We start from the raw sequence: 25,169 nt of genomic DNA, 5'->3' as shown, positions 1-25,169 counted from the left end.
GGAGCGGGCGCGCCCGCGAAGGGGCCAGTACAGGTTCAGTCAGCTTCGGCAGCTGTTTCTTTGTGCAGGGCCTGTACTTCGGCCCCGCGCCAGCGTCGTACCGACTTCTGGAAGAACTGGCTATTGGGCACCTGCACAAGCGCCCCACCCGCTTCGGGCATTTCCAGCAGCGTGGTGAACAGCAGGTTGATGGCGATCACCCGGCCTTTCACGCCGGGCTTGTCGAGGGTGTCGACCAGCTCGACCACATCGCCGATGCGAAACGGCCCAACCGTGAAGATCAACACCGCGCACAACAGGTTGGACAGCACGCTCCACATGGCGAAGAAGGCCACCGCCGCTACCGCGACGAAGCCGGAAAGTGCTGTCCACAACACAGTCGCCGAAACACCCAGGCGCTCCAGCACGAACAGCAGCGCGCTGCCCATGATCAGCCAGCGCAGGCCACCGCGAACGGGCACCAGCAACTCCGGCGGCAACGGGTAACGCTGGCCGAGTCGGCCAAGCCCACGGGCGACGATACGCTGCAGGATGAACGCCGCGACCAGGATCAAGAGTATCTGCAAGCCTAGCCAGAAGGTATCCACCCATTGCCCTGGCAGCAGCGAACGCAGTTCCTCCATCAGGACAGCGCCTCGAGTTCGGCCTGCATGCTTTCAAGGGTTTCCAGCGCTTCCATCCAGGCCTCTTCCAGCTCGCCTTCGCGTTGCTTGAGCTTGGTCTGGCGCGCCAGCAGATCGCGCAACTCGTCCTTGCGCGCCGCGTCGTAAAGGCCACCATCACCCAGCGCAGTCTCGATCTCGGCCAATTGCGCGTGCACCTGGTTGAGCTCGCTTTCCAGCTTGTCGGCAGCCTTCTTGTGCGGTGCCAACTGCTGGCGCAAGGCTGCGGCAGCCTGGCGCTGAGCTTTCTTGTCGGTCTTGTCCGGGTTGGCCGGTGCACTACTGGCCGGCGCGCTGCGCTGGCGGTACTCGACCAGCCAGCGGCTGTAGTCTTCCAGGTCACCGTCGAAGGTGTCGACCTTGCCGTCGGCCACCAGCAGGAAGTCATCCGTGGTGCTCTTGAGCAAATGACGGTCGTGGGATACCACCACCACTGCACCGGCAAACTCCTGCAAGGCCATGGTCAGCGCCAGACGCATTTCCAGGTCCAGGTGGTTGGTCGGTTCGTCAAGCAGCAGCAGGTTTGGCCGCTCCCAGGCAATCAGCGCAAGTGCCAGGCGAGCCTTTTCGCCACCGGAGAAGTTCACCACCGGCTCGTCGCAGCGGGCACCGTGGAAGTCGAAGCCGCCGAGGAAGTCGCGCAGCGTCTGCTCACGCTCGGTAGGGGCAATGCGCTGCAGGTGCAGCAGCGGGCTGGCCTTGTCATCCAGCGAGTCCAGCTGATGCTGGGCAAAGTAGCCTACAGCCAGGTTCTCGCCGCGAACCAGACGGCCCGACAACGGTTCCAGCTCACCTGCAAGGTTCTTGATCAGGGTCGACTTGCCGGCGCCGTTGGGCCCGAGCAGACCAATACGAGCACCCGGGGTGAGCTGCAGCTTGACCTTGTCGAGGATGGCCTTGTCGCCATAACCCAGGCAACCTTCGGAAAGGCTCAGCAACGGGCTGGAAATTTTCTGCGATTCACGGAAGACAAAGTCGAACGGCGAATCGACATGCGCCGCCGACAGCTCTTCCATGCGCTCAAGGGCCTTGATCCGGCTTTGCGCCTGACGGGCCTTGGTAGCCTGAGCCTTGAAGCGGGCAATGTACTTTTCCATGTGCGCGCGCTGCGCTTGCTGCTTCTCGTAGGCCTGCTGCTGCTGCGCCAGACGCTCGGCACGGGTGCGCTCAAAGGCGGTATAGCCGCCTTTGTACAAGTTGAGCTTGCGCTGCTCGACGTGCAGCACATGGTCGACCACGGCATCGAGGAAGTCACGGTCATGGGAGATCAGCAACAACGTGCCGGGGTAGCCCTTGAGCCAGTCTTCCAGCCACAGGATCGCGTCGAGGTCGAGGTGGTTGGTAGGCTCGTCGAGCAGCAACAGGTCGGACGGGCACATCAGGGCCTGGGCCAGGTTCAGGCGCATCCGCCAGCCACCAGAGAAATCGCCGACACGGCGGTCCATCTGCTCGTTGGTGAAGCCCAGCCCAGCCAGCAATTTGCGCGCACGGGCGTCGGCGGTATAGCCGTCGGCGCTTTCCAGCTCACTGTGCAGGCGCGCCAGGGCGGTGCCGTCGTGGGCCTGCTCGGCCGCGGTCAGTTCGGCCTGGACCTTGCGCAGGCGCACGTCGCCGTCAAGCACATAGTCCACAGCCAGGCGGTCGAGGGTGTCGACCTCTTGGCGCATGTGGGCGATGCGCCAGTCGCCGGGCAGTTGGCAGTCACCGGCATCGGGTGACAGCTCACCGCGCAGCAAGGCGAACAGGCTGGATTTTCCGGCGCCGTTGGCGCCGATCAGGCCGGCCTTGTGACCGGCGTGCAGGGTCATCTCGGCGCCTTCTAGCAAGCGCTGCGGACCACGCTGTAAAGTGAGGTTGGATAGTCTGATCATGATGGTCGCGGAGTCTACCAGCTTCCTCGGCCCATAGCGCGAGTGGAACCATGCACACCGACCTTTGGAATTACGCCCTGACCCTGTATGCCAGGCCCGGCGTGGAAGCCGCCTGCCTTGAACTGCAGGCACTGGGCGGTGATGTCTGCCTGCTGCTGTGCGCAACCTGGCTACAAGCACGCGGAGTAACCGTGCTGGGCGAACGCGCACAAGCACTGCAAGAACTCGCCGAGCCCTGGCAGCGTGACGTGGTTACCCCGCTACGCAGCCTGCGCCAGCAATGGCGAGCCACAGCATCGGGTGATACACAACTGGCGGCATTACGTGAACAAGTGAAAGGGTTGGAGTTGCGGGCTGAAAAAGCCTTGCTTGAGCGCTTGCAGGAACGCTCGCAAGAGTGGCCCGTGGGCTCCCATGAGCCCGCGGACGACTGGCTGGCCCGGCTGGCACCGGACCAGGCTCTGCATCATGACGCGCTAGTTCAGTTGCGCGTCGCAGCGGCTGCGCTTCAGGACGCCGAAGGTGCCTGAGCAGGCGTGCTCACAGGTGCCGACGGTGCTGCTGCAGCCGGGCTCACCGAGTTGGTTGCGGCGGCCGGTGTAGCGGGTTTGGCCTCGGCAGGCTTGGCGGCCGTGCGTGCAGGTGCCTTGGCGGCAGCTGGTTTTGTGGCTGGCTTGGCAGCAGGGGCTTTGGCAGCTGGCTTGGCCGCAGGTTTGGCTGCTGCGGGCGCCTTGGCTGCTGGTTTAGCCGCAGGCTTCGCGGCAGCGGGCGCCTTGGCAGCTGGTTTGGCCGCAGGCTTCGCGGCAGCGGGCGCCTTGGCAGCCGGTTTGGCCGCAGGCTTGGCGGCAGCGGTCGCCTTGGCAGCCGGTTTGGCCGCAGGCTTGGCGGCAGCGGTCGCCTTGGCAGCCGGTTTAGCCGCAGGCTTCGCGGCAGCGGTCGCCTTGGCAGCCGGTTTGGCCGCAGGCTTCGCGGCAGCGGTCGCCTTGGCAGCCGGTTTGGCCGCAGACTTCGCAGCAGCGGTCGACCTCGCAGCTGGTTTGGTCGCAGGCTTGGCGGCAGCGGCCGACCTCGTAGCTGGTTTGGCCGCAGGCTTGGCGGCAGCCGACTTGGCGGGTTTCGCTGCACGCTGATCAAGTGCCTTGGCTGCTGCTTCGCGTACCTTGCCTACACCCTGGGCCAGCTTGAGGCTGTCCTGAGCATCGCGTTTGAGTTGCTGAATGTAAGAGCGGGTCTGGGTTTGACGTTCCTTGAGAGAATCGAGCAGTTCCTCAAGTTCACCAATGGCTTTTTGCGCCTTGGTCTGCGCCTTGGCTTTACCTGCCTTGGCCGCGTCTTGCAGTTTCAGGCGACCGTTGTGCAGTTTTTCCTGTGCCTTGCCACGCTGCTTTTCCAACTTCGCCAGCAGTTTTTCCGCATCAGCCAGCGCTTGCGAGCAGGCCTCTTCCAAGTGCTCGAGCAAGCTGCCCGAAAGTTGCTGGAGCAGGTGTAACGGCGTACTTACTGGCTTCTTTTTGGCCGACATGGTTTACCTCCTGGCTGACGAGATTACGGCTCATACTATGCTTCTGCTGCTACCGCCGCTAGGGCATGTTGACCGTAATATTTACGCCGCGTTGCATGCCTGGGCAAAGTTGTTATCTTGCAGCTGCGTGAAAGTGTAGTTGCTGAATTAATCATTGCTGGTATTTGGGAGTCAGGCGTTGCCTCGATATCTTGTTTTAGGTTTATGCCTGATGGCACCCCTCGCCTTGGCCGAGAGCGAAGACCACGATTTGGCCTACAGCCTGGGTGCCAGCCTGGGTGAACGCCTGCGCCAGGAGATGCCGGGTTTGCAACTGGATGCGCTGGTCGAAGGCCTGAAGCAGTCCTATCAGGGGCAACCCCTCAAGCTCGACAAGGCACGCATGCAGGCGGTGCTCCAGCAGCATGAAACCCAGGAAAGTGACGCCGCTACGCAAAAGCTGCAGGCTGCCGAAACACGTTTCATGGCTAATGAGCGTGGGCGTTACGGGGTACACGAACTAACGGAAGGTGTGCTGTACAGTGAACTGCAGGCGGGCACGGGGGCTCAGCCGAAAGCAGGCGGCAAAGTGCAGGTACGCTATGTGGGCAGACTGCCGGATGGCTCGGTATTCGACCAAAACCAGACACCACAATGGTTCAACCTGGATTCGGTTATCGAAGGCTGGCAGGTCGCCTTGCCGAAAATGCACACTGGCGCCAAATGGCGCCTGGTAATTCCTTCAGCGCAAGCCTATGGCGCCGAGGGGGCGGGGGATTTGATTGCACCCTACACCCCCCTGGTATTCGAGATCGAACTGCTGGCGGTTGGCGACTGACGCCAACCTCAGGCCTGCACTGCACCCTCTTCTTTGTGTGCGTTGTGCAGCACTTCGATCAGACAGTCTTCAAGCTCGAAGCGCTCATGCAACAACCCGCCCAATTTGGCCAGCTTCTCGGCAAAGCGTTCGGTGTCCTTGCACTCCCCCTTGGCGCAATGGTCATTGAAGGCCAGTGCAATCTGAGTACTGTCGTTGATCCGAGGGTTGATCTCTTCGGCCAGCTTCAGCGCCTTCTCGTCTCCGAACGCCTTGGCCTCGCTGACCAGTTGCTCGCAGACTTCGAAGTGCCACGCCGAAACGTAGTCGACCAGAAGTGAGCAAAAGTCCCCGTTGGTGTCCTTGTCGGCGAAGGCTGGCTTCACATCGCGCAGGGCGCGAAAAGCCTGCACCAGTTCCTGGCGCTCCTCCAGCCAACGGTCGATCAGCTTGTGAACCCCACCCCAGCGTTCCTGGGCGTTCTGACAACTATCGAGCATGGCGATCTCTTCCCTTCTGGGTAGATGCCGCTGCACCTCGCACCACGACCGCGCAGCACAAAGGTGACATCAGCAGGACGGCATCGAGCAGTTGTTTTTCCGGTATGCGTGCTGGGAGATTATTCCCGCGCGTGCTGCCCTTCAAGGTACGCAGCACACAAAGTTCATACAAGTGTTTAATAACCTGTTACATCGCCATTGGTCGCGCTAATGGCGCAACCTTGCGTCAGGTCATGTTCTAGCCAGGGTGCGGAAACGATACGCCAGCAGGCAACTCAAGGGCAGAGCCGCCAGCAGCAGGAAAGCCAACAGGCTCCATTCCGGCAGTGTCAGATCGAGAAAGCTCCAGGCAAGCGAACGGCAATCCGGGCCACCCAGCAACAGTTGCCGTGCCGCCTCACCCCAAGATTGCTCGAACACTCGCCCTATCGGCACCGGGCATACATCATTGCCCACCTCAACACCCTGCAACCAGACATGCCGTGCGGCCAGCAATGCGCCGGCCAGCGAGCAGCCCAGCGCCAGTCGAGCGTAACGAAGGATGCCCTGCGTGCCCGGTGCCTGCAGCACGGCTGCGAAACACAGCAGCGCGTAAACGCCAAGCAGCAACCGTTGGCTGAGGCACAGTGGGCACGGCCTCAGCCCCACTGTGTTTTCCAGACGAAAAGACGCAACCAGTACCGCCAGTGCAACCAGGCAGGCAGGAAGAAAAAAGGTGCGCAAACGGGCCGGCAGCATGGGCAGTGAAGGTCCCGGGGAAAAAGTAGTGGCTTGAAACGGTAGAGGAAAGACACGCTTTGTTTCAAGGCACGACAACAACGACAAGTCGCTGAATCGCGTAGGAAATTTCCAGATATGAGGTAGGAGACGACGGAAGAGATGGACTTCAGATCTAACTGACAGGAAAAGATAAATTACCCGCCCCCAAAGCCCGCACCTTGGCGCGGGCCTTGGGGTGGGTCAGGCGCGTACGCCTTCTGGCAAAGGCAGCGCCAGCAGGCGCTCGTCCAGAAGGCCAAGGCCCTCCTGGAATAGTTGGTTGCTGCGCTCGGTCTCGCCCAGCCCCGCAAGCAGGCGGGCCAGTTCAGCACAGGCCTCGGGATTGCGCTCCATGCGCAGGCTGCTTTCCAGGTAATCACGCGCCTTACCCCACAGGCGGTTCTGCAGGCTCAGACGACCCAGGGTCAGCAGCAGGCTTGCGTCTTGCGGGTGAGCCTTGAGCCAACCTTCAGCGGTTTGCAACTGACGTGCCGGGTCATCCCCACGCACCAGGCCATAAAGGCGGGCCAGATGGCTTTCATAGTCGCGCTTGAGGGCAGTGCGCAGCACTTGTTCGGCCTCGTTCTGGGCACCTACCTGGCGCAATTGCTCGGCGTACGCCAGCACCAGTTGTGGCTCCTGGCGCTGGGCTGCGGTCAGTTGCTGCCAAGCGCGCTCCAAGGATTGACGTGCACTTTGCGTGTCTTCGCCACGGGTGGCGGCCAGGCTCAGGTTCTGGCCCCAGGCACGTTGTTCCAGAGCCGCCAGCTCGGCGGCCGGCAGCACCTTGCCCTTGCGCAGGTCGGGCAGCAGGCGGATCAGTGCAGACCAGTCGCCGCGCTCCAGGTGCAGGCGCTGCAGCAAGCGCAGCACCTGGCTGTTGTGCGGGTGACGTTCCTGCATGGCCAGCAGGGTTTCCAGGGCTCCATCGCTTTCACCGCGGTCCATTTGCAATTGGGCATGGGTCAGGGCAATGGCCAGCTCCGCTTGTGGCTGGCGCTCCAGGGCACGCTCCAGCAGGTTGTCGCTGTCTTCGGTGCGGCCCTGCTCGTTGGCCGCGCGCGCGGCACCAAGGTAGTACAACAACGGTTGGCGCTCAGCCTCGGCGGCACGGTGCAAGTGTCGCTGGGCACTGGCCCAGCGGCCTTCGGCGAGATCGAGCTGGCCCTGTTCGATTGCCAGGCGGATACGTCGGCTGCGGTTGCGCCGTGACCAAGGGTTGACCACACCACTGGAGGTCAGCACCAGGCCGACCAGATAGCGCAGCAACCACAGCAGCAGGACGACCGCCAAAATACCCGCCAAGGCTGCCCACAGCCCCGACTGATAACGGAAGCCACCATAGGAAATCAGTACATAGCCGCTGTGCTTGGCGACCGCGATGCCCAGTGCCGCAGCAACCACGATTGCAAGCACGGCCAACAGGTAGACACGCTTCATGGCTTGCCCCCTTCAGCCTCGGCCGGCAGGTGACGGCGCTGAATATAGGCCTGCACAGCCGCCAGGCTTTCACTGAGGTCAGGGGTAACCACCGACACCGGCTGATCGGCCAAGGCATTGAGGCTGTCGAGCATGGCCTTGCTTTGCGGGTTGTCTGCGTTGAAGTTGGCCAGCAGTACGCTGCGGGCGTCGTCCAGCGCCTGCGTGTAAACCTTGGCATCGCCATTGAGCGCCGCCCACTGGGCCTGCTCGATAGTGAGGCTCAAGGCCAGGCGCAGCTGGTTCAGTTGCTGCCCGGCCAGCAACGGACGCACGTTTTCATCGGCGTTGAAGTCGATCTGGAAGTACTTGGATATTTCCGCCCACCACTGCGACAGCCTGCTGGCACCATCACCGTCGGCGGTCAGGGCGCCAAACGCATCGGCGTTACTGTCGAACTCTGGGGACTGGGCGCTCAACTTCTGTACCAGCTCACGCTGTGCAGCCAGTTTCAAGAACAGGCCGGTTCGGTCCGGTTGCTGAGTGCTGTTGAGCATGGCCAGGCTGCGTGCCAGTTGCTCGCGGGCAGCGAAGGCACCCGGGTCGCTCTGCTCGCGCAGGATCTCGTCGGCGCCTTCGACCAAGGCTTTGGCACTGGTGATGTCCTGCAACGCCGAAAGGCGCAGGGTAGCCAGGCGCAGGAGGTGCTCGGCTTCGGCCAGGCGCCATTCTTTGCGGCTTTCTCCCAGCACGGTTTCCAGGCGCTGACTGAGACGCTGCTGGTCGCCCTGTAGCTGGGCTACCAAACGCCGGCGGTCTTCCAGCTCGCTGGCAGCTGGCAGACTGGCCAGTTGCGCACTGATCTGCTGCTCACGTTGCTGCAGCGCCTCGGCGCGCTGGTTCAGCGCCTCGATGTGCTGGCCTTGGTTGAACTCACTGCCCTGCAGTTGACGCACCTGCCAGACACCCCAGCCACCTACCGCCACCCCGGCCGCACCAAGCAGCAAGGCCAGCGCTGCCAGGCCACTGCCGGAGCGCTTGGCAGGTGGGGTGGTAACGGGTTCCGCAGGCGCCTGTGCCGACGGTTGATCGTTATTGGACAAGACAGTCTCGCTCACGTATCCATCCTTTGCATGGGGGCGCACCGCATTCAGCTTAGCGCCTTAAGAGGCAGGTGCAGCGCTACGCTGCACGGCTGCCAGCAAGGCCGTGGCACTGGCGCCACGGCAATCCACAACCTGTTGGGCCCCGGCGGCCTTGGCCTGCTCGGCAACCCGCGGGCTGGGCACGAACAGCGGCAACTGGGCCAGCCGCAGCCAATCGGCACCGGCCATCTGCTGCAAATGTTCAAAACCCTGCCCACTGCTGACCACTAGGCCATTGAGGCGTTCCGCTTCAATGCGGCGCATCAGCGTACCCGCCGGGTAGGCCGGCAGGCAGCGACGATACAGTTCCAGATATTCGACACTAGCACCTTGCTCTGCAAGACGCTCTGCCAGCAGTTCGCGACCTCCGACGCCGCGAACGATCAAGACACGCGGTGCCGGCTCGGTAAGTGCCTGGCGCAGGGCCGGCAGTGCCAGCAAGGCTTCGCTGTCATCGCCACGCGGCGGAAAGCTTACCTCCAGCCCTGCACCCTGCAGCACCCCAGCGGTAGCCTCACCCACGGTGAACCAGCCTCGCTGCGGAGGCTGGATGCTGGCCTGGGCCAGATGCTCTAGCAACAGCCGGGCGGCCGGCTTGCTGACCACAAGGATCGCCTGGAAGTCATGCAAGCCCTCCAGCGACAGTCGCTGTGGGGCCTGCACGGTAATAGGTTCAATTTCCAGCAGAGGCAGGCAACTGCTACCCACGCCCGCTGCCGCCAGGCTTTGCGCCAGCGCCGCACAGTCCTCGGCAGGCCGGGTCAGCAACAGGCGCCATTGGCTCACGGATGACCGGCCTCGCCGTAGACTTCCTTGAGAATGGCCTCGGCGCCCTGCCCCAGCAGGTCTTCGGCCACCTGTACGCCCAAGGTCTCGGCAGCAGCACGCGGGGCACGGGCATCGGCCACCAGCAAGGTCCCGCCGCTAGGCTGGCCGACCAGGCCACGTAGCCACAACTGGTCACCTTCAAGTACCGCGTAGCAGGCGATCGGCACTTGGCAGCCACCATTCAGGCGTTTGTTCAGCGCGCGCTCGGCCATCACCCGGTCAGCGGTGTCGACATGGTGCAGTGGCGCCAGCAGTGCATGGATCTCAACGTCGGCACTGCGGCACTCGATGCCCACCGCGCCCTGACCACCTGCCGGCAGGCTGTCATCGACGCTGATGGTGGAGGTGATGCGGTCTTCGAAGCCCAGACGGATCAGGCCCGCTGCGGCGAGGATGATGGCGTCGTACTCGCCGGCATCCAGCTTCGCCAGGCGGGTATTGACGTTGCCGCGCAGAAAACGGATTTGCAGGTCCGGGCGGCGCGCCAGTAACTGGGCCTGACGGCGTAGGCTTGAGGTCCCGACGATACTGCCGGCGGGTAGCGCTTCAAGGCTGTCAAAGGTATTGGAAACGAAGGCATCACGCGGGTCTTCACGCTCGCAGATGCAGTACAGGCCCAGGCCCTCGGGGAAGTCCATGGGCACGTCTTTCATCGAGTGCACGGCGATGTCGGCTTCGTTGTCCAACAGCGCGGTTTCCAGTTCCTTGACGAACAGGCCCTTCCCGCCGATTTTTGCCAGCGGCGCGTCGAGCAACTTGTCACCACGGCTGACCATGGGTACGAGGGTCACCTTCAGACCGGTGTGGGCCTGCTCGAGGCGGGCCTTGACGTATTCGGCCTGCCACAGGGCCAAAGCACTTTTACGGGTGGCAATGCGGATTTCGCGAGTGGACATGAAACGCCCCGATCCAGAGAAATACCGCCGATGATAACAGCATCGCCGGTATCGCTTGCAGATACGGATCAACAGGTCATACGCAGCCAGGTGCAGGAGCGGCCTGGATCCGAGGGCCTCAGAGCGTCTGCATCATCTTGCGCACACCGGCCACATGGCGACGGCTGACGGTCAAGGCATCGCCGTCCAGGCCTTTCAGATACAGCTGAAAGTGCCCCAGCGGGGTGCGCTGCAAGCGTTCGATACGCTCACGGGCGACCAACGCATTACGATGGATGCGCACGAAGCGTTCGCCGAATTCGTCTTCCAGGGCTTTGAGCGGCTCGTCAAGCAGCACCTCCCCGGCTTCGTGACGCAAGGTCACATACTTGTGATCGGCAATGAAATAGATCACCTGGGGTAAAGGGATCAGTTCGATGCCTTTACGCGTGCGGGCGCTTATATGGCTGCGAGGGCCGCCGCCTTCATTGGCTGGCCGGGTAAGCGCCGCCAATTGGGCACGGTTGGGTTTTTCGGCCTTGCGCAAGGCATCGCGCAAGGCCTGCGCCTGGAAGGGCTTGGTCACATGGCTGAGGGTACTGTCCTTGAATGCCTCTGCACCGTATTCATCATCCCCGGAGCAAAACACCACCGCGGGCGGCGCCTCGCGTTCGCACAGGCGAGCGGCGACCTGCAGGCCATCCAGGCCTGGCATGCCGATGTCCAGCAGGACCACATCGGGCTTGAGGCTTTCGATCAGCGCCAAGGCTTCATCGCCGTTGGTGGCGCTGGGCTCCAGCACGGTGTACCCCTCCAGTTCGCCGAGCAGCCGGCTGAGGCGTTCACGGCCTTGGGGTTCGTCATCAACGATCAGGACATTCATAATTGCGCTGGATTCCTGAATGAGTCTCGCACAGGTATAGCGTAGACAGGTGTGGTTCGAGCGACACTGCGGTCACGCTCTAGACCGGTGCGATGGCCAAAGATTCACTCGGCCCGGCAGATTCACTGCCAGTCCTTTGTCCAACTGTAGACGGTCCGTGGAACACTGCCGTTCATTCCTTGAAATCCTTCTCTGCGATTTTCCGGGCATTTCTCTCGACCGGCGCCCTGCGGCAGCCAGCCCAACCCTGCTATCATCGACGCCACTTTTTCGTTCACGCCTGCAATGAGTGAATCCATGAGCACCGACAAGACCAATCAGTCCTGGGGCGGCCGCTTCAGTGAGCCCGTCGACGCCTTCGTCGCCCGCTTCACCGCCTCGGTAGATTTCGACAAGCGCCTGTACCGTCACGACATCATGGGTTCGATTGCCCATGCCACCATGCTGGCGCAGGTCGGCGTGCTCAGTGATGACGAGCGCGACACCATCATCGATGGCCTGAAAACCATCCAGGGCGAGATTGAAGCCGGCAACTTCGACTGGCGTGTCGACCTCGAAGACGTGCACATGAACATCGAAGCACGCCTGACCGACCGCATCGGTATCACCGGCAAGAAGCTGCACACCGGCCGTAGCCGCAACGACCAGGTGGCCACCGACATCCGCCTTTGGCTGCGTGACGAAATCGACCTGATCCTGGGCGAAATCACCCGCCTGCAGCAGGGCCTGCTGGAGCAGGCAGAGCGTGAAGCCGAAACCATCATGCCTGGTTTCACCCACCTGCAGACGGCGCAGCCGGTCACCTTTGGTCACCACCTGCTGGCGTGGTTCGAAATGCTCAGCCGCGACTATGAGCGCCTGGTCGACTGCCGCAAGCGCACCAACCGCATGCCACTGGGCAGCGCCGCACTGGCCGGCACCACCTACCCGATCGACCGTGAACTGACCTGCAAGCTGCTGGGCTTTGAAGCCGTGGCCGGCAACTCGCTGGATGGCGTGTCGGACCGTGATTTCGCCATCGAATTCTGCGCCGCTGCCAGCGTGGCGATGATGCACCTTTCGCGCTTCTCCGAAGAGCTGGTGCTTTGGACCAGCGCGCAGTTCCAGTTCATCGACCTTCCGGACCGCTTCTGCACCGGCAGCTCGATCATGCCGCAGAAAAAGAACCCGGACGTGCCAGAGCTGGTACGCGGCAAGAGCGGCCGCGTGTTCGGCGCCCTGACCGGCCTGCTGACCCTGATGAAAGGCCAACCGCTGGCCTACAACAAGGACAACCAGGAAGACAAGGAACCGCTGTTCGACGCCGCCGACACCCTGCGCGACTCGCTGCGGGCCTTTGCTGACATGATCCCGGCGATCAAACCCAAGCACGCCATCATGCGTGAAGCGGCCCTGCGCGGCTTCTCCACCGCTACCGACCTGGCCGACTACCTGGTTCGCCGTGGCCTGCCATTCCGTGACTGCCACGAGATCGTCGGCCACGCGGTGAAGTATGGTGTGGACACTGGAAAGGACCTGGCCGAGATGAGCCTGGACGAACTGCGCCAGTTCAGCGACCAGATCGAGCAGGACGTGTTTGCCGTGCTGACGCTGGAAGGTTCGGTGAACGCCCGTAACCACATTGGTGGTACGGCGCCGGCGCAGGTGCGCGCTGCCGTTGTTCGTGGCAAGGCCCTGTTGGCGTCTCGCTAACTCCCCAAGGCGAGGGCTTCGCCCTCGTTCGCGGGCACGCCCGTTCCCACAGATATTGCACAAGTTTCAATAGCGGTGCAGACCTGTGGGAGCGGGCATGCCCGCGAAGGGCACAACACCAGACTCAGCGTTTACCGCTGCGAATCATCTCCATGAAGGCCGGCATCGACGCTTCCTTGTCCGCCAAGATCCGCGCCATGTGCGGGTTCTCGCCCATCAGCTGCAGCAACGCCTTGGCCTGCGGGAAGTCCGCCAGGAAGTCGATGTTCAGCACCTTCTTGCCCACCGCGTTGGCCAAGTCGACCGAGAAGCAGAACATCAGGTCTGCCAGCGTCATCTGCTCGCCCGCCACATAGGGTGCAAAGCGTCCGTTGCGCTTGAGCGTGGCAAAACCTGCCAGCAGGTCAGCACGCGCTTTCTCTTTGATCAGCGGTTCGACCGACATGCCAAAGAACGACTCGGCGTAGCAGGTACGCGCCGGCAGCTCGATGTACAGCTCGATTTCCTTGAGCAGTTCACGCACCTTGGCCTGCTCGAACGGGTCGACCGGCAGCAGTGCCTTACCGCTTTGGGTCTGTTCGATGTAGTCGAGGATCACACTGGTTTCGCTGAGGAAGCCCTGCTCGGTCTGCAGCACCGGAACCTTGCCCCGCGGGCTCACTTCCAACGCCTGTGGCGCCTGGCCGCCATAGAAGGTGACTTCCTCGAAGGGCAGACCTTTTTCCAGTAGGGCCAACTTGACCATGTTGTAGTAGTTGCTGACCGAGAATCCATGAAGCTTGAGCATGAGGTAACAGCCTCCAGGCCGTAAGGAGTTGGCCTGGCTTTTATAGACTGAACGCCTGCCGCTGACCAGCGTCATGCACCGCGTCAATGCTCGGGCATTGCCGCCATAGGCATGGCACACTGTTGCATCCCATCCTAGGAGTACCGCCATGAGCGAGCCCACCGACATCGGCAATGACGACGACGAAGCCTTCGCCGAGGCCACGCTGACCCAAGCCATCGAAAACCAGATCGAGAGCGGCGAGCCGCCTGCGGCCAAGGCCACTTTCAACAAGCTGACGCTGGTTGGCTATGAGCGTGAAGACATTCTGAACCTGATGGCCCATGTGCTGGCCTTCGAAATCGACAACATGCTGGTAGAGGACCGTGCGTTCAACGGCGAGTGGTATGAGAACGCTCTGCGGGCACTGCCGGAGCTGCCGCCTGAGATGGATCAAGGCGACGACGAATAACCCGGCTACACTCGAAGATCAGGCACCGCTGACGGTGCCGCCATCCTTGTCTGGAAGTCAGGAGCTGCCATGCCTTTTACCCCCGATCTGATCGACGAACTGGAAGTACTCGCGCTGTTCAAACACGACAGCAGCCAGGAAGGCATCAAGATAACCAGCACCGCATCCCCCGCCCTGATCGCGGCTGCACAACGCCTGCATGAGAAGGGGCTGACCGATCAACCGGATGGCGGCTACCTGACCAGTCTGGGTCATGACGCCGTTGAAAGTGTCCAACTGCTGCAGAACATTCTCAAGGCGCCACAGCCGGCCTGAGCATCAGGCTTGCGCAAGATCTGAGGCCTTGCGCGGTCCCTGTGGGACCGCGCACGCTCCACTCAGTTGGCCGCAGCACTGCGCCTTTCCGCCAGCCACGAGCGGCCGTAGAGGAGCACGATGGCCAGCAACGCCACCGCCTGCGCCGACAGCGAGTAGGCATCGGCATGAATCCCCAGCCAATCGAACTCGAAGAACGCCACCGGCCGTGTGCCTAGCACGCCGGCCTCTTGCAGCGCCTTCACGCCATGCCCGGCGAATACTACCGACAGCGCGCACAGCAGCGCGGCGTTGATGCTGAAGAACAGCGAAAGCGGCAGCTTGGCCGAACCCCGCAAAATCACCCAGGCAAGGCCCACCAGCAGCATCAGTGCCGTCGCACCACCCGCCAGCACCGCTTGATGCCCGGCAGGGCCTGCCTGCAGCCACAGGGTCTCGTAGAACAGGATTACTTCGAACAATTCGCGGTATACCGAGAAAAAGGCCAGCACAGCAAAACCGAAGCGCCCGCCGCCGCTGACCAGGCTGCTCTTGATGTAGTCCTTCCAGGCGGCTGCATGGCGGCGGTCATGCATCCACACCCCCAGCCATAGCACCATCACCGCGGCGAACAGGGCCGTGCCGCCTTCCAGCAGCTCACGCTGAGCCCCCCCCACATCGATCACATAGGCTGCCAGCGCCCAGGTGGCGAAGCCGGCAACCAGCGCCAGGCCCCAGCCGATGTTGACGCTGCGTACTGCCGACTGCTGCCCGGTATTGCGCAGGAAGGCCAGGATCGCCGCCAGCACCAGAATCGCCTCGAGGCCTTCACGCAGCAGGATCAGCAAACCGGAGATATAACTCAGCGTCCAGCTCAGGCCATCGCTGCCCAGCAGCTTGGCCGCCTGCTCGAGCTTGGTTTTGGCGTCGGCCAGACGCTGTTCGGCCTGGGCCACGGGCAAGCCGTCCTGCAAGGACTGACGGTAGGCCATCAGCGTTTTTTCGGTGTCCTTGCGCGCCTGGGTGTCGATGTTGTCCAGCGAGCTTTCCACCAGCTCGAAACCCTCCAGGTAGGCCGCCACCGACAGGTCATAGGCCTGATCGTGGTCGCCTGCGCGGTAGGCCGCCAGGCTCTTGTCCAGTGTGCTGGCCGTGTATTCGAGCAATTGCGCAGGGCCGCGCTTTACTTGCGGCGGTTGAGCACGCTGGGCACGGAATGCCTCGACGGCCGCAGTGCCTTCGTTGGCGGCGACTTCGGCCGGCGTCTGGCGAGCCAGGTCGGCGAGGTTCCAGGCCTTGTCACCCTTGCCCGCTTCCGGCTTGGCGGTGAAGCTGGCGATGTACGCGGCCACGTCCCAGCGCTGGCGATCGTCCAGCTGGTCGGCAAACGACGGCATTTCGGTGCCGTCGATACCCAGGGCCAGGGTGTTGTAGAGGTCGAACAGGCTCAACTGGTCCAGGCGCGAAACATCGCGCAGGTTGGCGGGTGCAGGCTCCAGGCCCACGCCAGCCGGGCCATCGCCGGCGCCGGTTTCGCCGTGGCAAATCGAGCAGTTTTGCGCGTACAGCGCAGCACCGCGGGCTGGGTCCGGGGTAATCACCGGTGCCTGGCTGACCTCGTAGGCCACAGCCAGTCGCGCACCCAGCTGCCGGGCCTGTTTTGCGACTGCGGCGCCCTCCTGGCGTTGGTCGATGGCTTGGCGTAGCGCTTGAACACCTTGCTCCAGACCATTTTGCTCAGCATTTGCCGGCAGGCCTTTGAGCAGATCGGCCAATACCGCGCTGAACTCCTGTTGTTCGCGATACTCGCCATCGTCGATCACCTTGCCGTCTTGTACGGTCGGCGGGTAGTCGGCACCGATGTAATCGAGCAAATGCAAGGCCTTGATGGCCTCGGCGGGGGCTTCTGCCAGCGCCAGGTTACTGCACAGCGCCAGCACCGGGCCAAGCAACACAGCCGGTAGCCAGGCAAGTAGACGGAAACGGGAATTCATGGCCAGTCTCGGAGGGAATGCGAAAGAGAACATTGTTCACTTACATTTTGCTTCGCTCAAGGCCGCAGGGCGGATTTCATGAAAAATCTTGCTGCAAATTAGGTGAAGCGGGAGGGTTGGCCGAGCGCTTTGCCTTTGGATCGCAGGCAAGCTGCTCCCACAGGTATTGCAGCGCCCTCAAAACCTGTTCTGATCATGTGGGAGCTGGCTTACCAGCGATGGGCCGCACAACGGGCTCAGGTTCTTAAAGGCTATTGACGCACCTTGTTCACCACTTGCTCCATATCATCGATCAGCGCCTTGACCATCTCGCTTAGTATCCGCGCGGCACTATCAGCAATTTTGGCCATCTCCCATTTCAGATTCGACGGGCAGATAACCAGTACAGCCGAGCAGCATGCTTGGCTGCTGGCAGAACAGATCGGAGATGATGACTGTGCTCACACACTTCCTAATTTAAGGACTCAATAAATGACCAATATGCCCTACTGTTCGCCAAGGAAATTTCCCTAATATTATTTGAGTCACCGCTCACCCTGAAGATCTCATAAAGCTCGTGGGCCTGCCCCGGATGAAATCCCTGAGCTTGAGCTTTGGAGGACCAAGCATCGTATAGGTCTGCGCCTATCACGGGGCGCGCTACATTCTCAGGAAGTATCGCGAAAGCTTGCTGCTTGGTATGAAACTGCGTCTCGCCATGAACTCTTCCACGGGGACTATAACGGACATGAATTCCTCGATAACCCGCTGCCGTACCGCTGAAATTTCGAGGTTTTGACTTGAAAATTCGCCCAAGGTCCTTTGCGGCACTGGACATCTGTTCTTGAGGCAAAATCACCATATTTCGAACAATGTCGCCTAGCTCTCTGGGATGCTGAACGCCGAGCCTCTGCACATTATCGATGACTCTTAAACGATTCTGTTTAAATGACGTAGATATTAAGGAGCCACCATAATTTTTCGCAATTCCGGCTGCCTGGCTATCAATGAACTGCTTAGAGGTAGGCGCATAACGATACGTTACAGTGAGCTGCGCGCTAATCCGCCAACGATGAATTTTTTGTGTCATGGCGGCTGAAAAAAAATAGCCGCTTCGGTCGACTCGATTAACCGGATCGCCGGCACAGTAAGCATAGATATTCAAACCACCTAGTGAAAATGGACTATATGGATCCGGGCTCAAAAAGCGCATGAGGATGGAGGAAAATGAACGGACGCCTCTACCGAGAACGTAGAAGCCTGAGAGATCACTTCGATACTCTCCATTGAACCCAAGCACACAGTTCAAAGCACCTGGCCCCGGATACCCATAAGGCGAGTAATTCACATGGCTTTTCACCCCTGTATCCTCCATCTACATAAGTTCAGACTCCACATCTTGCTCAAACACAGGGGTATCCGCCACTAGCAATATTGATAGTATTAATTAAGTCCCAGTGATTACCTGTCCGTCTCCTTCCACCCACCACCCAACGCCAGAAACACCCCAATCTGCCCCATTGCCACTTGGCTGTTCGCCGCCGCCAACTGCGCACGCATATCGGTATAGGTCCGCGTCGCCTGCAAATCCGCCAGGAACGACTCACGCCCCGCCTGGTAATACCGGTGCGTCTGATCCGCCGCTTCTTTCGCCGACCTCTCCGCCTCGGCCAGCGCATCGCGCCGATCGAGCAAGGCGCTGTACTGCGCCAACCGGGTCTGGGTCTCGCGAATGGCGTTCAGCACCACGCCATCGAAATGCGCCAGCGCCGCCTGGGTCGAGGCTTCGGCCATGCGAATGCGGGCACGGGTGCCGTTGGTGGGGATGCTCCAGCTGATCTGCGGGCCAAAACCCCAGCGGTTGGTCGAAGGCTCGCCAAGGTTCTCCAGGATACCGATGGTGCCAACCTGGGCGCCAATGCTGATGTCCGGGTACAAAGCGCCAGTGGCTACGCCAATATAGGCGGTGGCGGCAGCCAGTTGGCGTTCGGCCTGGCGCACGTCGGGGCGGCGCTTGAGCAGGGCCGCGCCATCGCCCACCGGGACCAGCTGGTTCAGGTGCGGCAGCTCGGCGCAATCGGCGGTACCGGCAGGCAACTGGTCGACCGGCTTGGCCAGCAGCGCGGCCAGGGTGTACATGCCCGTCTCGCGTTCGGCCTTGAAGCGTGGCAGTTCGGCACGCAAGGATTTGAACTGGGTCTGCGAGCGGGTGACCTGGGTTTCATCGCCACGCCCAGCATCGCGCAGGCGCTGGTTGAGTTTCACGCTTTGCTCCTGCAAATCGAGGGACTCACGGGCAATGTGGTATTCCTCGTTGGCCGAGCACACCTGGGTATAAGCCTTGACCACGTCCGCCACAAGCGTGATGCGGGCAGTGTCGGCAGCGGCCTGCACTGCGTCGGCATTTGCCTTGGCAGCCTCGGTACCACGCTTGAAGGTGCCCCACAGGTCGAACTGGTACGAGGCACTGATGATGGCCTCACCGATGTTGGCTACCGGCACCTTCTCAGGCTGCAGGAAGGCTTCGCCCGACTCTTGCAACCGCTGAGCGCCGAGTTTGACGCCACCGTTGAAGCCGCCTTGCGATTCCGCCACCTCCACCTGGGCGCGAGCTTTGGCGATGTTGGCCGCCGCCACGCGCAGTTCGGTGTTGGCACTCAGCGCCTGACGCACCAGCTCGTTCAGCCGCTGATCCTGATACAGCTGCCACCAGTCCTCGGGGACCGGCGCCGACACGACGCTGTCGGCATCCTGGCGCAGCGGGCCGTTCAGGTCATTGCGTTGCACGGCCGCATCCCCAGGCACCTCATAGTCGGGGCCCACCATCATGCAGGCCCCCAGCGACAGGCACAGGCCAGCCAGGATCAGCTGTTTCATGGGCGCTGGCCCTCGATGATCGACACCGTGGCAGTACGCCCGGCGATCATGCGGAAGTCTTGCGGCACTTCGTCAAAGGCGATGCGCACCGGAATGCGCTGGGCCAGGCGTACCCAACTGAACGCCGGGTTGACGTTGGGCAGCAGGTTGGCGCCACTGCTACGGTCGCGGTCTTCGATGCCAGCGGCAAAGCTCTGCACATGGCCGCGCAGGCGGGTATTGTCGCCCATCACACGGATGTCCACGGCATCGCCGATGTGTATACCGCCAAGCTTGGTTTCCTCGAAGTAGCCATCGACATGGTACGAGGCGCTATCGACCACCGACAGCACCGGGCGGCCGGCGGTGACGAACTCGTGGTTACGCGGCGCGCGGTCGTTGAGGTAGCCGTCTACCGGGCTGCGCACCACTGAGCGGTCAAGGTTGAGCTGGGCAGTATCGACAGCCACTTGCGCCTCGCTGACGGCTGAACGGGCACGGGCCTCGCGGGACTGGCTTTCTTCCAGTTGCTCGGCGGCCACCAGGTTGCCCAGCTTGCGGTTGCGCTGCGCTTCGCGGGAAGCCTGGGCCAGGGTCTCCTGGCGCTCGCCAAGGGTTGCCTTGGCTTGACGCAGGGCCAAGGTGAAGCGGTCCTGGTCGATGGTGAACAGCACGTCGCCACGTTTGACGGTCTGGTTGTCGCGCACCTCGACCTTCTGGATCAATCCCGACACATCGGGGGCGATCTGGATCACGTCGGCGCGTATGTGGCCGTCACGGGTCCAGGGGGCAAACATGTAGTAGACCACCATCTGCCACACGAGCACGGCGGCGAAGGTCACTACCAGCAAGGTCAGGACCACACGGCCCAAGGTCAGCATAGGTTTTTTCATGGCAGCATCAGGTTTCGGCAAAAGTGGTCCACCGCACCAAGCAGTACGGCATACAGAGCAACGTTGAACAACGCCCGGTGCCAGACCAGGCGGTAGAAATGCAGGCGCACCAGCACCGCGTGCACCCCAAGGAACAGCAGGTAGGTGCCAAACATCATCACCAGCAGCGTGGGCAGGAACACCCCGCTGATATCCAGTTCACCAATCACAGGGGTGCTCCGTCGAGGCCGGGGGGCAGTTGCGGTTGTTCAGCTGGCTCGAGCATCACCTCCACACCCGGCAGCAGCGCCAGGCGCAGGCCGCTCAGGGCATGCAGCAGGTGGGTGCGGGCATCACCGCGCTCGTACAGCTCGTCCAGGTTCAGCGCCAGGCGAGCGCGTTCCATGTTGCGTAACAGTGCGGCCGGGGCATGCAGGCGTTCGCCAGCACGCAGGCAGGCGGCGTAGTGCGCACCGACTTCCTCGACCACAGTGTTCAGGCGCTCGCGAGCCTGCTGGCCGGCGCGCGGCATGTACGCCAGCAGGTCGAGCAGGTTCAACCCTACGCGCAGGTCGCGCAGTGCCACGCCACTGTCCTGGCCGGTTTGCGACAGGCGTGGCAGGTGCTGCATCAGGCGGTCGAGCATCTGTACGCCAACCTGGCGGTGCTCGGCCAAGGTCGCGGGCTCGGTCATTTCGACGATGTCGCGCCAGGCGAAGCGGGTCATGCGCTTGGCCGCCAGCTCCACGCCGAACGGGCGCATCACCAGGGTCCAGATAAAGGCGAACAGAAGGCCCGCGGGGCCGGCAAGGTTGGAGTTGAGGAAGGTGAAGAAGTCGGCGTCGTAGGCGCCCTGGATGCTGATGAAGGTCGACGTGTTGACGATGGTCAGCAAGGTGCCCAGGTAGAAGCGCGGCTGTACAGTCAGGGTACCTATGCAGATGAAAGGTACGGCAAAGGCCAGCACCAGCATCGGGAAGTCGTGCAGGTTAGGCAGTACCAAAAACAGGTACAGACTGGAGAAGATGACCGACATCAGCGTCCAGAAAAAGAACCGGTAGATCTGCGGTGCTGGGTCGTCCATAGCGGCGAAGAAGCTACACGCAACTGCCGCGAGGATGACCGCACTGGCGCCGTCGTTCCAGCCCAGGCCGATCCACAGGCCGCAGGCGACCACGATAGCCAGGACCGTGGAGGCTACCGAGTACAGCATCAGGCCACGGTCGAAAAACGCTGTCAGGCGGCCCAGCCGCCAGTGGCGATACACCGCACGCCAAGGCTTGGCATCATCGGTACGCAGGGCGTGCTGCAGGGTGCAGCAGTCCTGCCACAGGTCGGCCCATTCGGTCAGGCGGTACAGGGCGTTGGACAACAGCAGCTCGGCGCGCTGGTCGAGGGCGGCTGTAGCGGGCTGCAGGCGGCCGATCTGCTCGTGCAACGTTGCCCAGTGCGCTACCGAAGCGCTGTCGGCGGTGCCTTTGAGCCATTCTCGAGCGGCTTCAAGCACGGGTTGAACCTGGGCAAACTGGGCCGGGGCGCGGCCTTCCAGGGCTACCAGTGCATCGTCAAGGGCGTCGATCACCGGCAGCAGATGGATCATCCGCCCGCGCAATTCGCGGGCGTTCTTCAGGGTATGCGGGCCGGCACCTTCGTGGGCGAGCTGACCGATCATCAGCTCCAGCGAGTTGAAGGTGGTGACCATCACCCCGCGCATCCCGCCGACCTTGTCGGCACTGACATCGCGGGCCAGGTAGGTGTCGCTGTAGCGAATCGCCTCGGTGAACCAGTTTCCGGTGGCACCGACTACCACCGGCGCCAGCCGGCGTGGCCAGAAGATAGCCCCGACGACTGCCGCGCAGACAATTCCCAAACAGATTTCCTGCGCGCGAGAAGAGGCCACATCGAACACTGCCAGCGGATTATCCACCACGGCCAGGGCAATCATCGGCAGGGTATAACCGGCCAGCATCAGCACGTAGTTGTTGGCCGTGCGCAGGTTCAGCGAAAGGAACAGCAAGGTGCCGGTCCACAGGGCGATGGCGATGCTCAACAACAAGGGTGACTGTACCAGCGGCGGCACCAGGAAGATCGCCCCGCCTGCGCCGAGCAACGTGCCCATGGCACGGTACAACGCCTTGGAGCTGGTCGGGCCGACGAACGGGCTGGAAACGATGTACACCGTAGCCATGGCCCAATAGGGGCGCGGCAGTTGCATGAGCAGAGCAATGTACAGGGCAATCATGGACGCGCCGAAGGTGCGCACACCGTAGAACCAGTCACGGGCCGGAGGGACAGAGCTGAAGAAACCGTTCATGCCACCCCGCCTGCGTTGCCCAGGCCGGCAGCCTCGAAGGCACGAAGCACACGCAAGGCAGCTTCCAGGTCGGCCTGATCGACACCGCCGAGCACATCGCGGCGCAAGCGCACCAGTTCGGCTTCGATGGCTTCGGCCAGGGCACGGCCTTCGGCCGTCAGGCTCAGTGCCTTGGCGCGGCGATCCAGTGGGTCCTCGCTGCGGCACACCAGGCCAGCTTTGCACAGTTGGTCAAGCAGGCGTACCAGCGACGGGCTTTCCAGGCCGGCGGCCTGGGCCACAGCCACCTGGTGCACACCGTCGCCCAGGCGCACGATCATCAGCAGCGGCGCAGCGCAGGCCTCGGAAATGCCGTAGCCGGTCAAGGCGGTATGACAGATGCGCCGCCAGTGGCGGGCAGCAACCACCATGCCACTGCTGACTTGCAGGCGCAGGAGATCAAGGGACATGAAGAGAACCAAATATATTCATAGTTTGCTAACTATCAATATACGCCCCAACATCCCCCTGTCGTCAACAGGGGGCGACGGATAGCTGGGGGTTAAATGTTGTTCATTTTTCAGCCAGTGGTGACGCGCTTCGCGGGTAAAACCGCACACAGGGGCTGCACCGGGTTCGGGATCTACGCAATCCCTGTGCAGCACTGGAGAGAAATACTCAGGGCTGGATCTGGTCTTCCAGCTTCATGGTCAAGGCCAATGTGCTGCCCATCTGCACCGCCCGGTCCCGCCACTCCTGATACCGCACCGCATCACGGCTGCTGAAGTGCACCGCCAGCTCCTCTGCCGCCTGCACCACCCCCGCCGCTGCTGCCAGCTCAAGCCAGTACAGCGCTGCCTTGAGGTTGGCCTCTACGTGCAGCCCATGCATCAACCGGTAGCCCACTTCAAAACGACAACGTGCCTCGCCCTGTTCGGCGCCACGCATGAACCACTGGTAGGCCTGCACCAGGTCAACCTGCCACTCCAGGTCACCGTCGCACACCTCCTCCTCATACAGGTCACCCAGTGCAGCGGCCGCATGCAGCATGCCGCGGTCGAAGGCCTGCCGGTAACACTCCGCCGCCTGCACATAGGAAGGGTCGATGCCTTTGCCGAAGTAGTGCTGCTGGCCAAGGTTGAACCAGGCAGCAGCATTGCCCTGCAGGGCTGCCATGCGCAACAGGTGCCCGGCCAGCACGGTATCGGCCCGCCAGTACTTGCCGTTGAGCCAGATCCAGCCGAGGTCGTTCAATGCGGACACACTACCTTGCAATGCCTGGCGGCGCAGGTCGACATACACCGCCTGCAGGTCGTTGGCCTCATCCAGGCGGTTGACCAGCAGCGACCGCTGGCTGGGCAAGCCCACACCGGAGAACAGCCGCTGTCGCCTTCCTGCAGGGGCCGGAGGGGCGATGACCCGCTCGGGCAGAAGGCGGGCAAGTAGCGAATGGATATTGCTGGCAACAGACATGTTCATCCTCATTGAACGACGCACAACCCCAACCTTCGGCTGTGATGAGGCGTGATTCTGCGTGATGTCACGTCAAAACCTGTCGCGAACGAACCGGCACGAGGCAACCAAATGCGACTTCCTTGATCTGAGCAGGCTGTGGCCAATTGCCATGCCCCTCGCATGCCGCCATCCTATTGCGGCAAGCCTAGACAAGGACGTTATCTTTTGCCGTTCGCCACCACTCGCGCCACCCTTAGCCGACAGTGGGCGCTGCTGCGCCAGTTGCCCAGCCGTTCCCCAGGCATAACCAGCGCCGAGCTGGTCTGGCGCCTGCGTGACGTAGGTTTCACGGTCAGCAAACGCACTGTCGAGCGTGACCTCAATGAGCTTTCGCTGATATTCCCGCTGGAGCGCAATGACAAGAGCATTCCGTTCGGTTGGCACTGGTCGGCCAGTGCCGTGGGCGAATTGCGCGGTAATTTCGATTTGCTGACACATCTGCGAGGGGATGCGTTGCAGCCATCGCAGGGTGAGGGCGTGGAGCTGGTGGCGCGAATCAGCGATGCACTGGCGCGGCAGTTGCGGGATGCGCCATTGAGCAGCGACATGCAACTGACGGCGCTGGAGCATGGGCATCGGTTACGCGGCACGGTAAGTGACGGTTGGCCATTACGCTGGTGGCTGTTGAGCCATGGGGACGGGGTGGTAGTAGAGCAGCCTGCCGGCTTGCGGGAAGAGATTGGCAAGATTCTGAGCAATGCGGCAGCTCAATACCAGAATTTTTAGCCTGTACCGGCCTCTTCGCTGGCACCGAACACCAGCCCGACGGCGACTGTCGCGGTGACCAGCCCACTGTCAGATCAGCCCACCCTGCTCTTCTTCGTCAATCAGGTTATTGAGGCTGCTGAGCGCCTTGCGCGCCGTGGAACGGTTGAGCAGCTTGGCCTGCGCGCCGGCGGGCAGGTCGGTGATCTTGAACACGCCCTTGGCGGTCAGCACGTCAATCAGGTCCTCGAGCACGCGGATCATGTCCAGATCGCTTTGCTTGAGCTGGTTGAGGCTGTTTTCCACAACATCATCGGCAAACCATTCCTGGATATCGGCATGGTCTGAAGGGAGTATTTCGGTGAACTGATCAAACGCGGCTGCTTCCACCCGCAGCAACTGGCCGGCGGCGTTGCGTTGCACGTAGAACATGGCGATGTCCCTCGTCACGTTGGTTCCTTGTTGGTAGAC

At 62.1% G+C, this 25,169-nt stretch carries 26 protein-coding genes; 6 read left to right on the top strand and 20 right to left on the bottom strand.

The window, feature by feature from the left end:
* Positions 1-35: 35 nt before the first annotated feature.
* Both ACE4QZ_RS03105 and ACE4QZ_RS03100 read right to left on the bottom strand, forming a co-directional pair.
* Complete coding sequence (locus ACE4QZ_RS03105; RefSeq protein ID WP_021782564.1) at positions 36-623, bottom strand: mechanosensitive ion channel family protein; 588 nt, start codon at positions 621-623, stop codon at positions 36-38.
* On the bottom strand, positions 623-2,533 hold the full coding sequence (locus ACE4QZ_RS03100; protein ID WP_028697332.1) for an ATP-binding cassette domain-containing protein: 1,911 nt from the start codon (positions 2,531-2,533) through the stop codon (positions 623-625). Before ACE4QZ_RS03100 ends, ACE4QZ_RS03105 begins: the two co-directional genes overlap by 1 nt.
* A 50-nt stretch (positions 2,534-2,583) precedes the next feature.
* Between ACE4QZ_RS03100 and ACE4QZ_RS03095 the strand changes: the two genes are divergently transcribed.
* Complete coding sequence (locus tag ACE4QZ_RS03095; RefSeq protein ID WP_021782562.1) at positions 2,584-3,063, top strand: TIGR02444 family protein; 480 nt, start codon at positions 2,584-2,586, stop codon at positions 3,061-3,063.
* On the opposite strand, the gene ACE4QZ_RS03090 is transcribed toward ACE4QZ_RS03095, so the two are convergent.
* Positions 3,042-4,055 carry an AlgP family protein gene (locus tag ACE4QZ_RS03090; protein ID WP_021782561.1) on the bottom strand — a complete coding sequence of 338 codons (1,014 nt, stop codon included), beginning with the start codon at positions 4,053-4,055 and terminating at the stop codon, positions 3,042-3,044. The two genes, ACE4QZ_RS03095 and ACE4QZ_RS03090, sit on opposite strands and share 22 nt — an antisense overlap.
* Before the next feature lie 178 nt (positions 4,056-4,233).
* On the opposite strand from ACE4QZ_RS03090, the gene ACE4QZ_RS03085 reads away from it, so the two are divergent.
* The gene (locus tag ACE4QZ_RS03085) at positions 4,234-4,872 is read left to right on the top strand and encodes an FKBP-type peptidyl-prolyl cis-trans isomerase (RefSeq protein ID WP_021782560.1); all 639 of its coding nucleotides are present in this window, start codon (positions 4,234-4,236) and stop codon (positions 4,870-4,872) included.
* A gap of 8 nt (positions 4,873-4,880) precedes the next feature.
* Here ACE4QZ_RS03085 and ACE4QZ_RS03080 read toward each other — a convergent pair whose 3' ends face one another.
* From ACE4QZ_RS03080 to ACE4QZ_RS03050, 7 genes are all read right to left on the bottom strand, one after another.
* Positions 4,881-5,351, bottom strand: a complete 471-nt coding sequence (locus ACE4QZ_RS03080; protein WP_021782559.1) for an Rsd/AlgQ family anti-sigma factor — start codon at positions 5,349-5,351, stop codon at positions 4,881-4,883.
* Positions 5,352-5,582: 231 nt separating this feature from the next.
* Positions 5,583-6,089 carry a disulfide bond formation protein B gene (locus ACE4QZ_RS03075; RefSeq protein ID WP_021782558.1) on the bottom strand — a complete coding sequence of 169 codons (507 nt, stop codon included), beginning with the start codon at positions 6,087-6,089 and terminating at the stop codon, positions 5,583-5,585.
* Positions 6,090-6,311: 222 nt separating this feature from the next.
* Positions 6,312-7,550 (bottom strand): heme biosynthesis protein HemY, encoded by a 1,239-nt coding sequence (locus ACE4QZ_RS03070; protein WP_021782557.1) that lies wholly within the window; start codon positions 7,548-7,550, stop codon positions 6,312-6,314.
* The gene (locus tag ACE4QZ_RS03065; RefSeq protein WP_279935150.1) at positions 7,547-8,647 is read right to left on the bottom strand and encodes a uroporphyrinogen-III C-methyltransferase; all 1,101 of its coding nucleotides are present in this window, start codon (positions 8,645-8,647) and stop codon (positions 7,547-7,549) included. The genes ACE4QZ_RS03070 and ACE4QZ_RS03065 overlap by 4 nt, the downstream gene beginning before the upstream one ends.
* A 45-nt stretch (positions 8,648-8,692) precedes the next feature.
* Complete coding sequence (locus ACE4QZ_RS03060) at positions 8,693-9,460, bottom strand: uroporphyrinogen-III synthase (protein WP_021782555.1); 768 nt, start codon at positions 9,458-9,460, stop codon at positions 8,693-8,695.
* A complete protein-coding gene (gene hemC, locus ACE4QZ_RS03055) occupies positions 9,457-10,398 on the bottom strand; it encodes a hydroxymethylbilane synthase (protein ID WP_021782554.1) in 942 nt (313 codons plus the stop codon). Before hemC ends, ACE4QZ_RS03060 begins: the two co-directional genes overlap by 4 nt.
* Positions 10,399-10,516: 118 nt before the next feature.
* Positions 10,517-11,260, bottom strand: coding sequence for a LytR/AlgR family response regulator transcription factor (locus ACE4QZ_RS03050; protein WP_021782553.1), 744 nt, complete (start codon positions 11,258-11,260; stop codon positions 10,517-10,519).
* Between the two features lie 297 nt (positions 11,261-11,557).
* On the opposite strand from ACE4QZ_RS03050, the gene argH reads away from it, so the two are divergent.
* A complete protein-coding gene (gene argH / locus ACE4QZ_RS03045; RefSeq protein WP_021782552.1) occupies positions 11,558-12,952 on the top strand; it encodes an argininosuccinate lyase in 1,395 nt (464 codons plus the stop codon).
* 124 nt (positions 12,953-13,076) lie between these two features.
* Here argH and ACE4QZ_RS03040 read toward each other — a convergent pair whose 3' ends face one another.
* Positions 13,077-13,739, bottom strand: a complete 663-nt coding sequence (locus ACE4QZ_RS03040; RefSeq protein ID WP_021782551.1) for a glutathione S-transferase — start codon at positions 13,737-13,739, stop codon at positions 13,077-13,079.
* A 148-nt stretch (positions 13,740-13,887) separates the two neighbouring features.
* Here ACE4QZ_RS03040 and ACE4QZ_RS03035 point away from each other — a divergent pair, with 148 nt between their 5' ends.
* Positions 13,888-14,190 (top strand): hypothetical protein, encoded by a 303-nt coding sequence (locus ACE4QZ_RS03035; RefSeq protein WP_021782550.1) that lies wholly within the window; start codon positions 13,888-13,890, stop codon positions 14,188-14,190.
* A gap of 69 nt (positions 14,191-14,259) precedes the next feature.
* Positions 14,260-14,505 carry a TIGR02647 family protein gene (locus tag ACE4QZ_RS03030; RefSeq protein ID WP_021782549.1) on the top strand — a complete coding sequence of 82 codons (246 nt, stop codon included), beginning with the start codon at positions 14,260-14,262 and terminating at the stop codon, positions 14,503-14,505.
* 62 nt (positions 14,506-14,567) lie between these two features.
* Here the strand turns inward: ACE4QZ_RS03030 and ACE4QZ_RS03025 are convergent, their stop codons facing one another.
* From ACE4QZ_RS03025 to ACE4QZ_RS02990, 8 genes are all read right to left on the bottom strand, one after another.
* Positions 14,568-16,511 (bottom strand): FTR1 family protein, encoded by a 1,944-nt coding sequence (locus ACE4QZ_RS03025; RefSeq protein WP_021782548.1) that lies wholly within the window; start codon positions 16,509-16,511, stop codon positions 14,568-14,570.
* A gap of 418 nt (positions 16,512-16,929) precedes the next feature.
* Complete coding sequence (locus ACE4QZ_RS03020) at positions 16,930-17,817, bottom strand: RHS repeat-associated core domain-containing protein (protein ID WP_230849510.1); 888 nt, start codon at positions 17,815-17,817, stop codon at positions 16,930-16,932.
* A gap of 101 nt (positions 17,818-17,918) precedes the next feature.
* Positions 17,919-19,334, bottom strand: coding sequence for an efflux transporter outer membrane subunit (locus ACE4QZ_RS03015; protein WP_021782546.1), 1,416 nt, complete (start codon positions 19,332-19,334; stop codon positions 17,919-17,921).
* Complete coding sequence (locus tag ACE4QZ_RS03010) at positions 19,331-20,206, bottom strand: HlyD family secretion protein (protein ID WP_003255903.1); 876 nt, start codon at positions 20,204-20,206, stop codon at positions 19,331-19,333. The genes ACE4QZ_RS03015 and ACE4QZ_RS03010 overlap by 4 nt, the downstream gene beginning before the upstream one ends.
* Positions 20,203-20,415, bottom strand: coding sequence for a DUF1656 domain-containing protein (locus ACE4QZ_RS03005; protein WP_003255905.1), 213 nt, complete (start codon positions 20,413-20,415; stop codon positions 20,203-20,205). The genes ACE4QZ_RS03010 and ACE4QZ_RS03005 overlap by 4 nt, the downstream gene beginning before the upstream one ends.
* Complete coding sequence (locus ACE4QZ_RS03000) at positions 20,412-22,499, bottom strand: FUSC family protein (RefSeq protein WP_021782545.1); 2,088 nt, start codon at positions 22,497-22,499, stop codon at positions 20,412-20,414. The genes ACE4QZ_RS03005 and ACE4QZ_RS03000 overlap by 4 nt, the downstream gene beginning before the upstream one ends.
* The gene (locus ACE4QZ_RS02995; RefSeq protein WP_021782544.1) at positions 22,496-22,948 is read right to left on the bottom strand and encodes a MarR family winged helix-turn-helix transcriptional regulator; all 453 of its coding nucleotides are present in this window, start codon (positions 22,946-22,948) and stop codon (positions 22,496-22,498) included. The genes ACE4QZ_RS03000 and ACE4QZ_RS02995 overlap by 4 nt, the downstream gene beginning before the upstream one ends.
* Before the next feature lie 208 nt (positions 22,949-23,156).
* On the bottom strand, positions 23,157-23,951 hold the full coding sequence (locus tag ACE4QZ_RS02990) for a tetratricopeptide repeat protein (protein ID WP_017147865.1): 795 nt from the start codon (positions 23,949-23,951) through the stop codon (positions 23,157-23,159).
* Between the two features lie 207 nt (positions 23,952-24,158).
* Between ACE4QZ_RS02990 and ACE4QZ_RS02985 the strand changes: the two genes are divergently transcribed.
* Complete coding sequence (locus ACE4QZ_RS02985) at positions 24,159-24,719, top strand: WYL domain-containing protein (RefSeq protein ID WP_021782543.1); 561 nt, start codon at positions 24,159-24,161, stop codon at positions 24,717-24,719.
* Positions 24,720-24,788: 69 nt separating this feature from the next.
* On the opposite strand, the gene ACE4QZ_RS02980 is transcribed toward ACE4QZ_RS02985, so the two are convergent.
* Positions 24,789-25,130: a hypothetical protein gene (locus ACE4QZ_RS02980; protein WP_021782542.1), complete on the bottom strand. Its 342-nt coding sequence runs from the start codon at positions 25,128-25,130 to the stop codon at positions 24,789-24,791.
* Positions 25,131-25,169 lie beyond the last annotated feature (39 nt).

Source organism: Pseudomonas sp. DCA-1 (genome assembly GCF_046523955.1).
Taxonomy (GTDB): domain Bacteria; phylum Pseudomonadota; class Gammaproteobacteria; order Pseudomonadales; family Pseudomonadaceae; genus Aquipseudomonas; species Aquipseudomonas putida_Y.
The sequence above is the reverse complement of the archived record's forward strand: the minus strand, read 5'-3'. Positions and strand labels throughout refer to the sequence as shown.

Coding starts and splice junctions, on each gene's coding strand:
- ACE4QZ_RS03105 (WP_021782564.1), bottom strand. CDS start 623: ATGGAGGAACTGCGTTCGCTGCTGCCAGGGCAATGGGTGGATACCTTC.
- ACE4QZ_RS03100 (WP_028697332.1), bottom strand. CDS start 2,533: ATGATCAGACTATCCAACCTCACTTTACAGCGTGGTCCGCAGCGCTTG.
- ACE4QZ_RS03095 (WP_021782562.1), top strand. CDS start 2,584: ATGCACACCGACCTTTGGAATTACGCCCTGACCCTGTATGCCAGGCCC.
- ACE4QZ_RS03090 (WP_021782561.1), bottom strand. CDS start 4,055: ATGTCGGCCAAAAAGAAGCCAGTAAGTACGCCGTTACACCTGCTCCAG.
- ACE4QZ_RS03080 (WP_021782559.1), bottom strand. CDS start 5,351: ATGCTCGATAGTTGTCAGAACGCCCAGGAACGCTGGGGTGGGGTTCAC.
- ACE4QZ_RS03075 (WP_021782558.1), bottom strand. CDS start 6,089: ATGCTGCCGGCCCGTTTGCGCACCTTTTTTCTTCCTGCCTGCCTGGTT.
- ACE4QZ_RS03070 (WP_021782557.1), bottom strand. CDS start 7,550: ATGAAGCGTGTCTACCTGTTGGCCGTGCTTGCAATCGTGGTTGCTGCG.
- hemC (WP_021782554.1), bottom strand. CDS start 10,398: ATGTCCACTCGCGAAATCCGCATTGCCACCCGTAAAAGTGCTTTGGCC.
- ACE4QZ_RS03050 (WP_021782553.1), bottom strand. CDS start 11,260: ATGAATGTCCTGATCGTTGATGACGAACCCCAAGGCCGTGAACGCCTC.
- argH (WP_021782552.1), top strand. CDS start 11,558: ATGAGCACCGACAAGACCAATCAGTCCTGGGGCGGCCGCTTCAGTGAG.
- ACE4QZ_RS03040 (WP_021782551.1), bottom strand. CDS start 13,739: ATGCTCAAGCTTCATGGATTCTCGGTCAGCAACTACTACAACATGGTC.
- ACE4QZ_RS03035 (WP_021782550.1), top strand. CDS start 13,888: ATGAGCGAGCCCACCGACATCGGCAATGACGACGACGAAGCCTTCGCC.
- ACE4QZ_RS03030 (WP_021782549.1), top strand. CDS start 14,260: ATGCCTTTTACCCCCGATCTGATCGACGAACTGGAAGTACTCGCGCTG.
- ACE4QZ_RS03025 (WP_021782548.1), bottom strand. CDS start 16,511: ATGTTCTCTTTCGCATTCCCTCCGAGACTGGCCATGAATTCCCGTTTC.
- ACE4QZ_RS03015 (WP_021782546.1), bottom strand. CDS start 19,334: ATGAAACAGCTGATCCTGGCTGGCCTGTGCCTGTCGCTGGGGGCCTGC.
- ACE4QZ_RS03010 (WP_003255903.1), bottom strand. CDS start 20,206: ATGAAAAAACCTATGCTGACCTTGGGCCGTGTGGTCCTGACCTTGCTG.
- ACE4QZ_RS03000 (WP_021782545.1), bottom strand. CDS start 22,499: ATGAACGGTTTCTTCAGCTCTGTCCCTCCGGCCCGTGACTGGTTCTAC.
- ACE4QZ_RS02995 (WP_021782544.1), bottom strand. CDS start 22,948: ATGTCCCTTGATCTCCTGCGCCTGCAAGTCAGCAGTGGCATGGTGGTT.
- ACE4QZ_RS02990 (WP_017147865.1), bottom strand. CDS start 23,951: ATGTCTGTTGCCAGCAATATCCATTCGCTACTTGCCCGCCTTCTGCCC.
- ACE4QZ_RS02980 (WP_021782542.1), bottom strand. CDS start 25,130: ATGTTCTACGTGCAACGCAACGCCGCCGGCCAGTTGCTGCGGGTGGAA.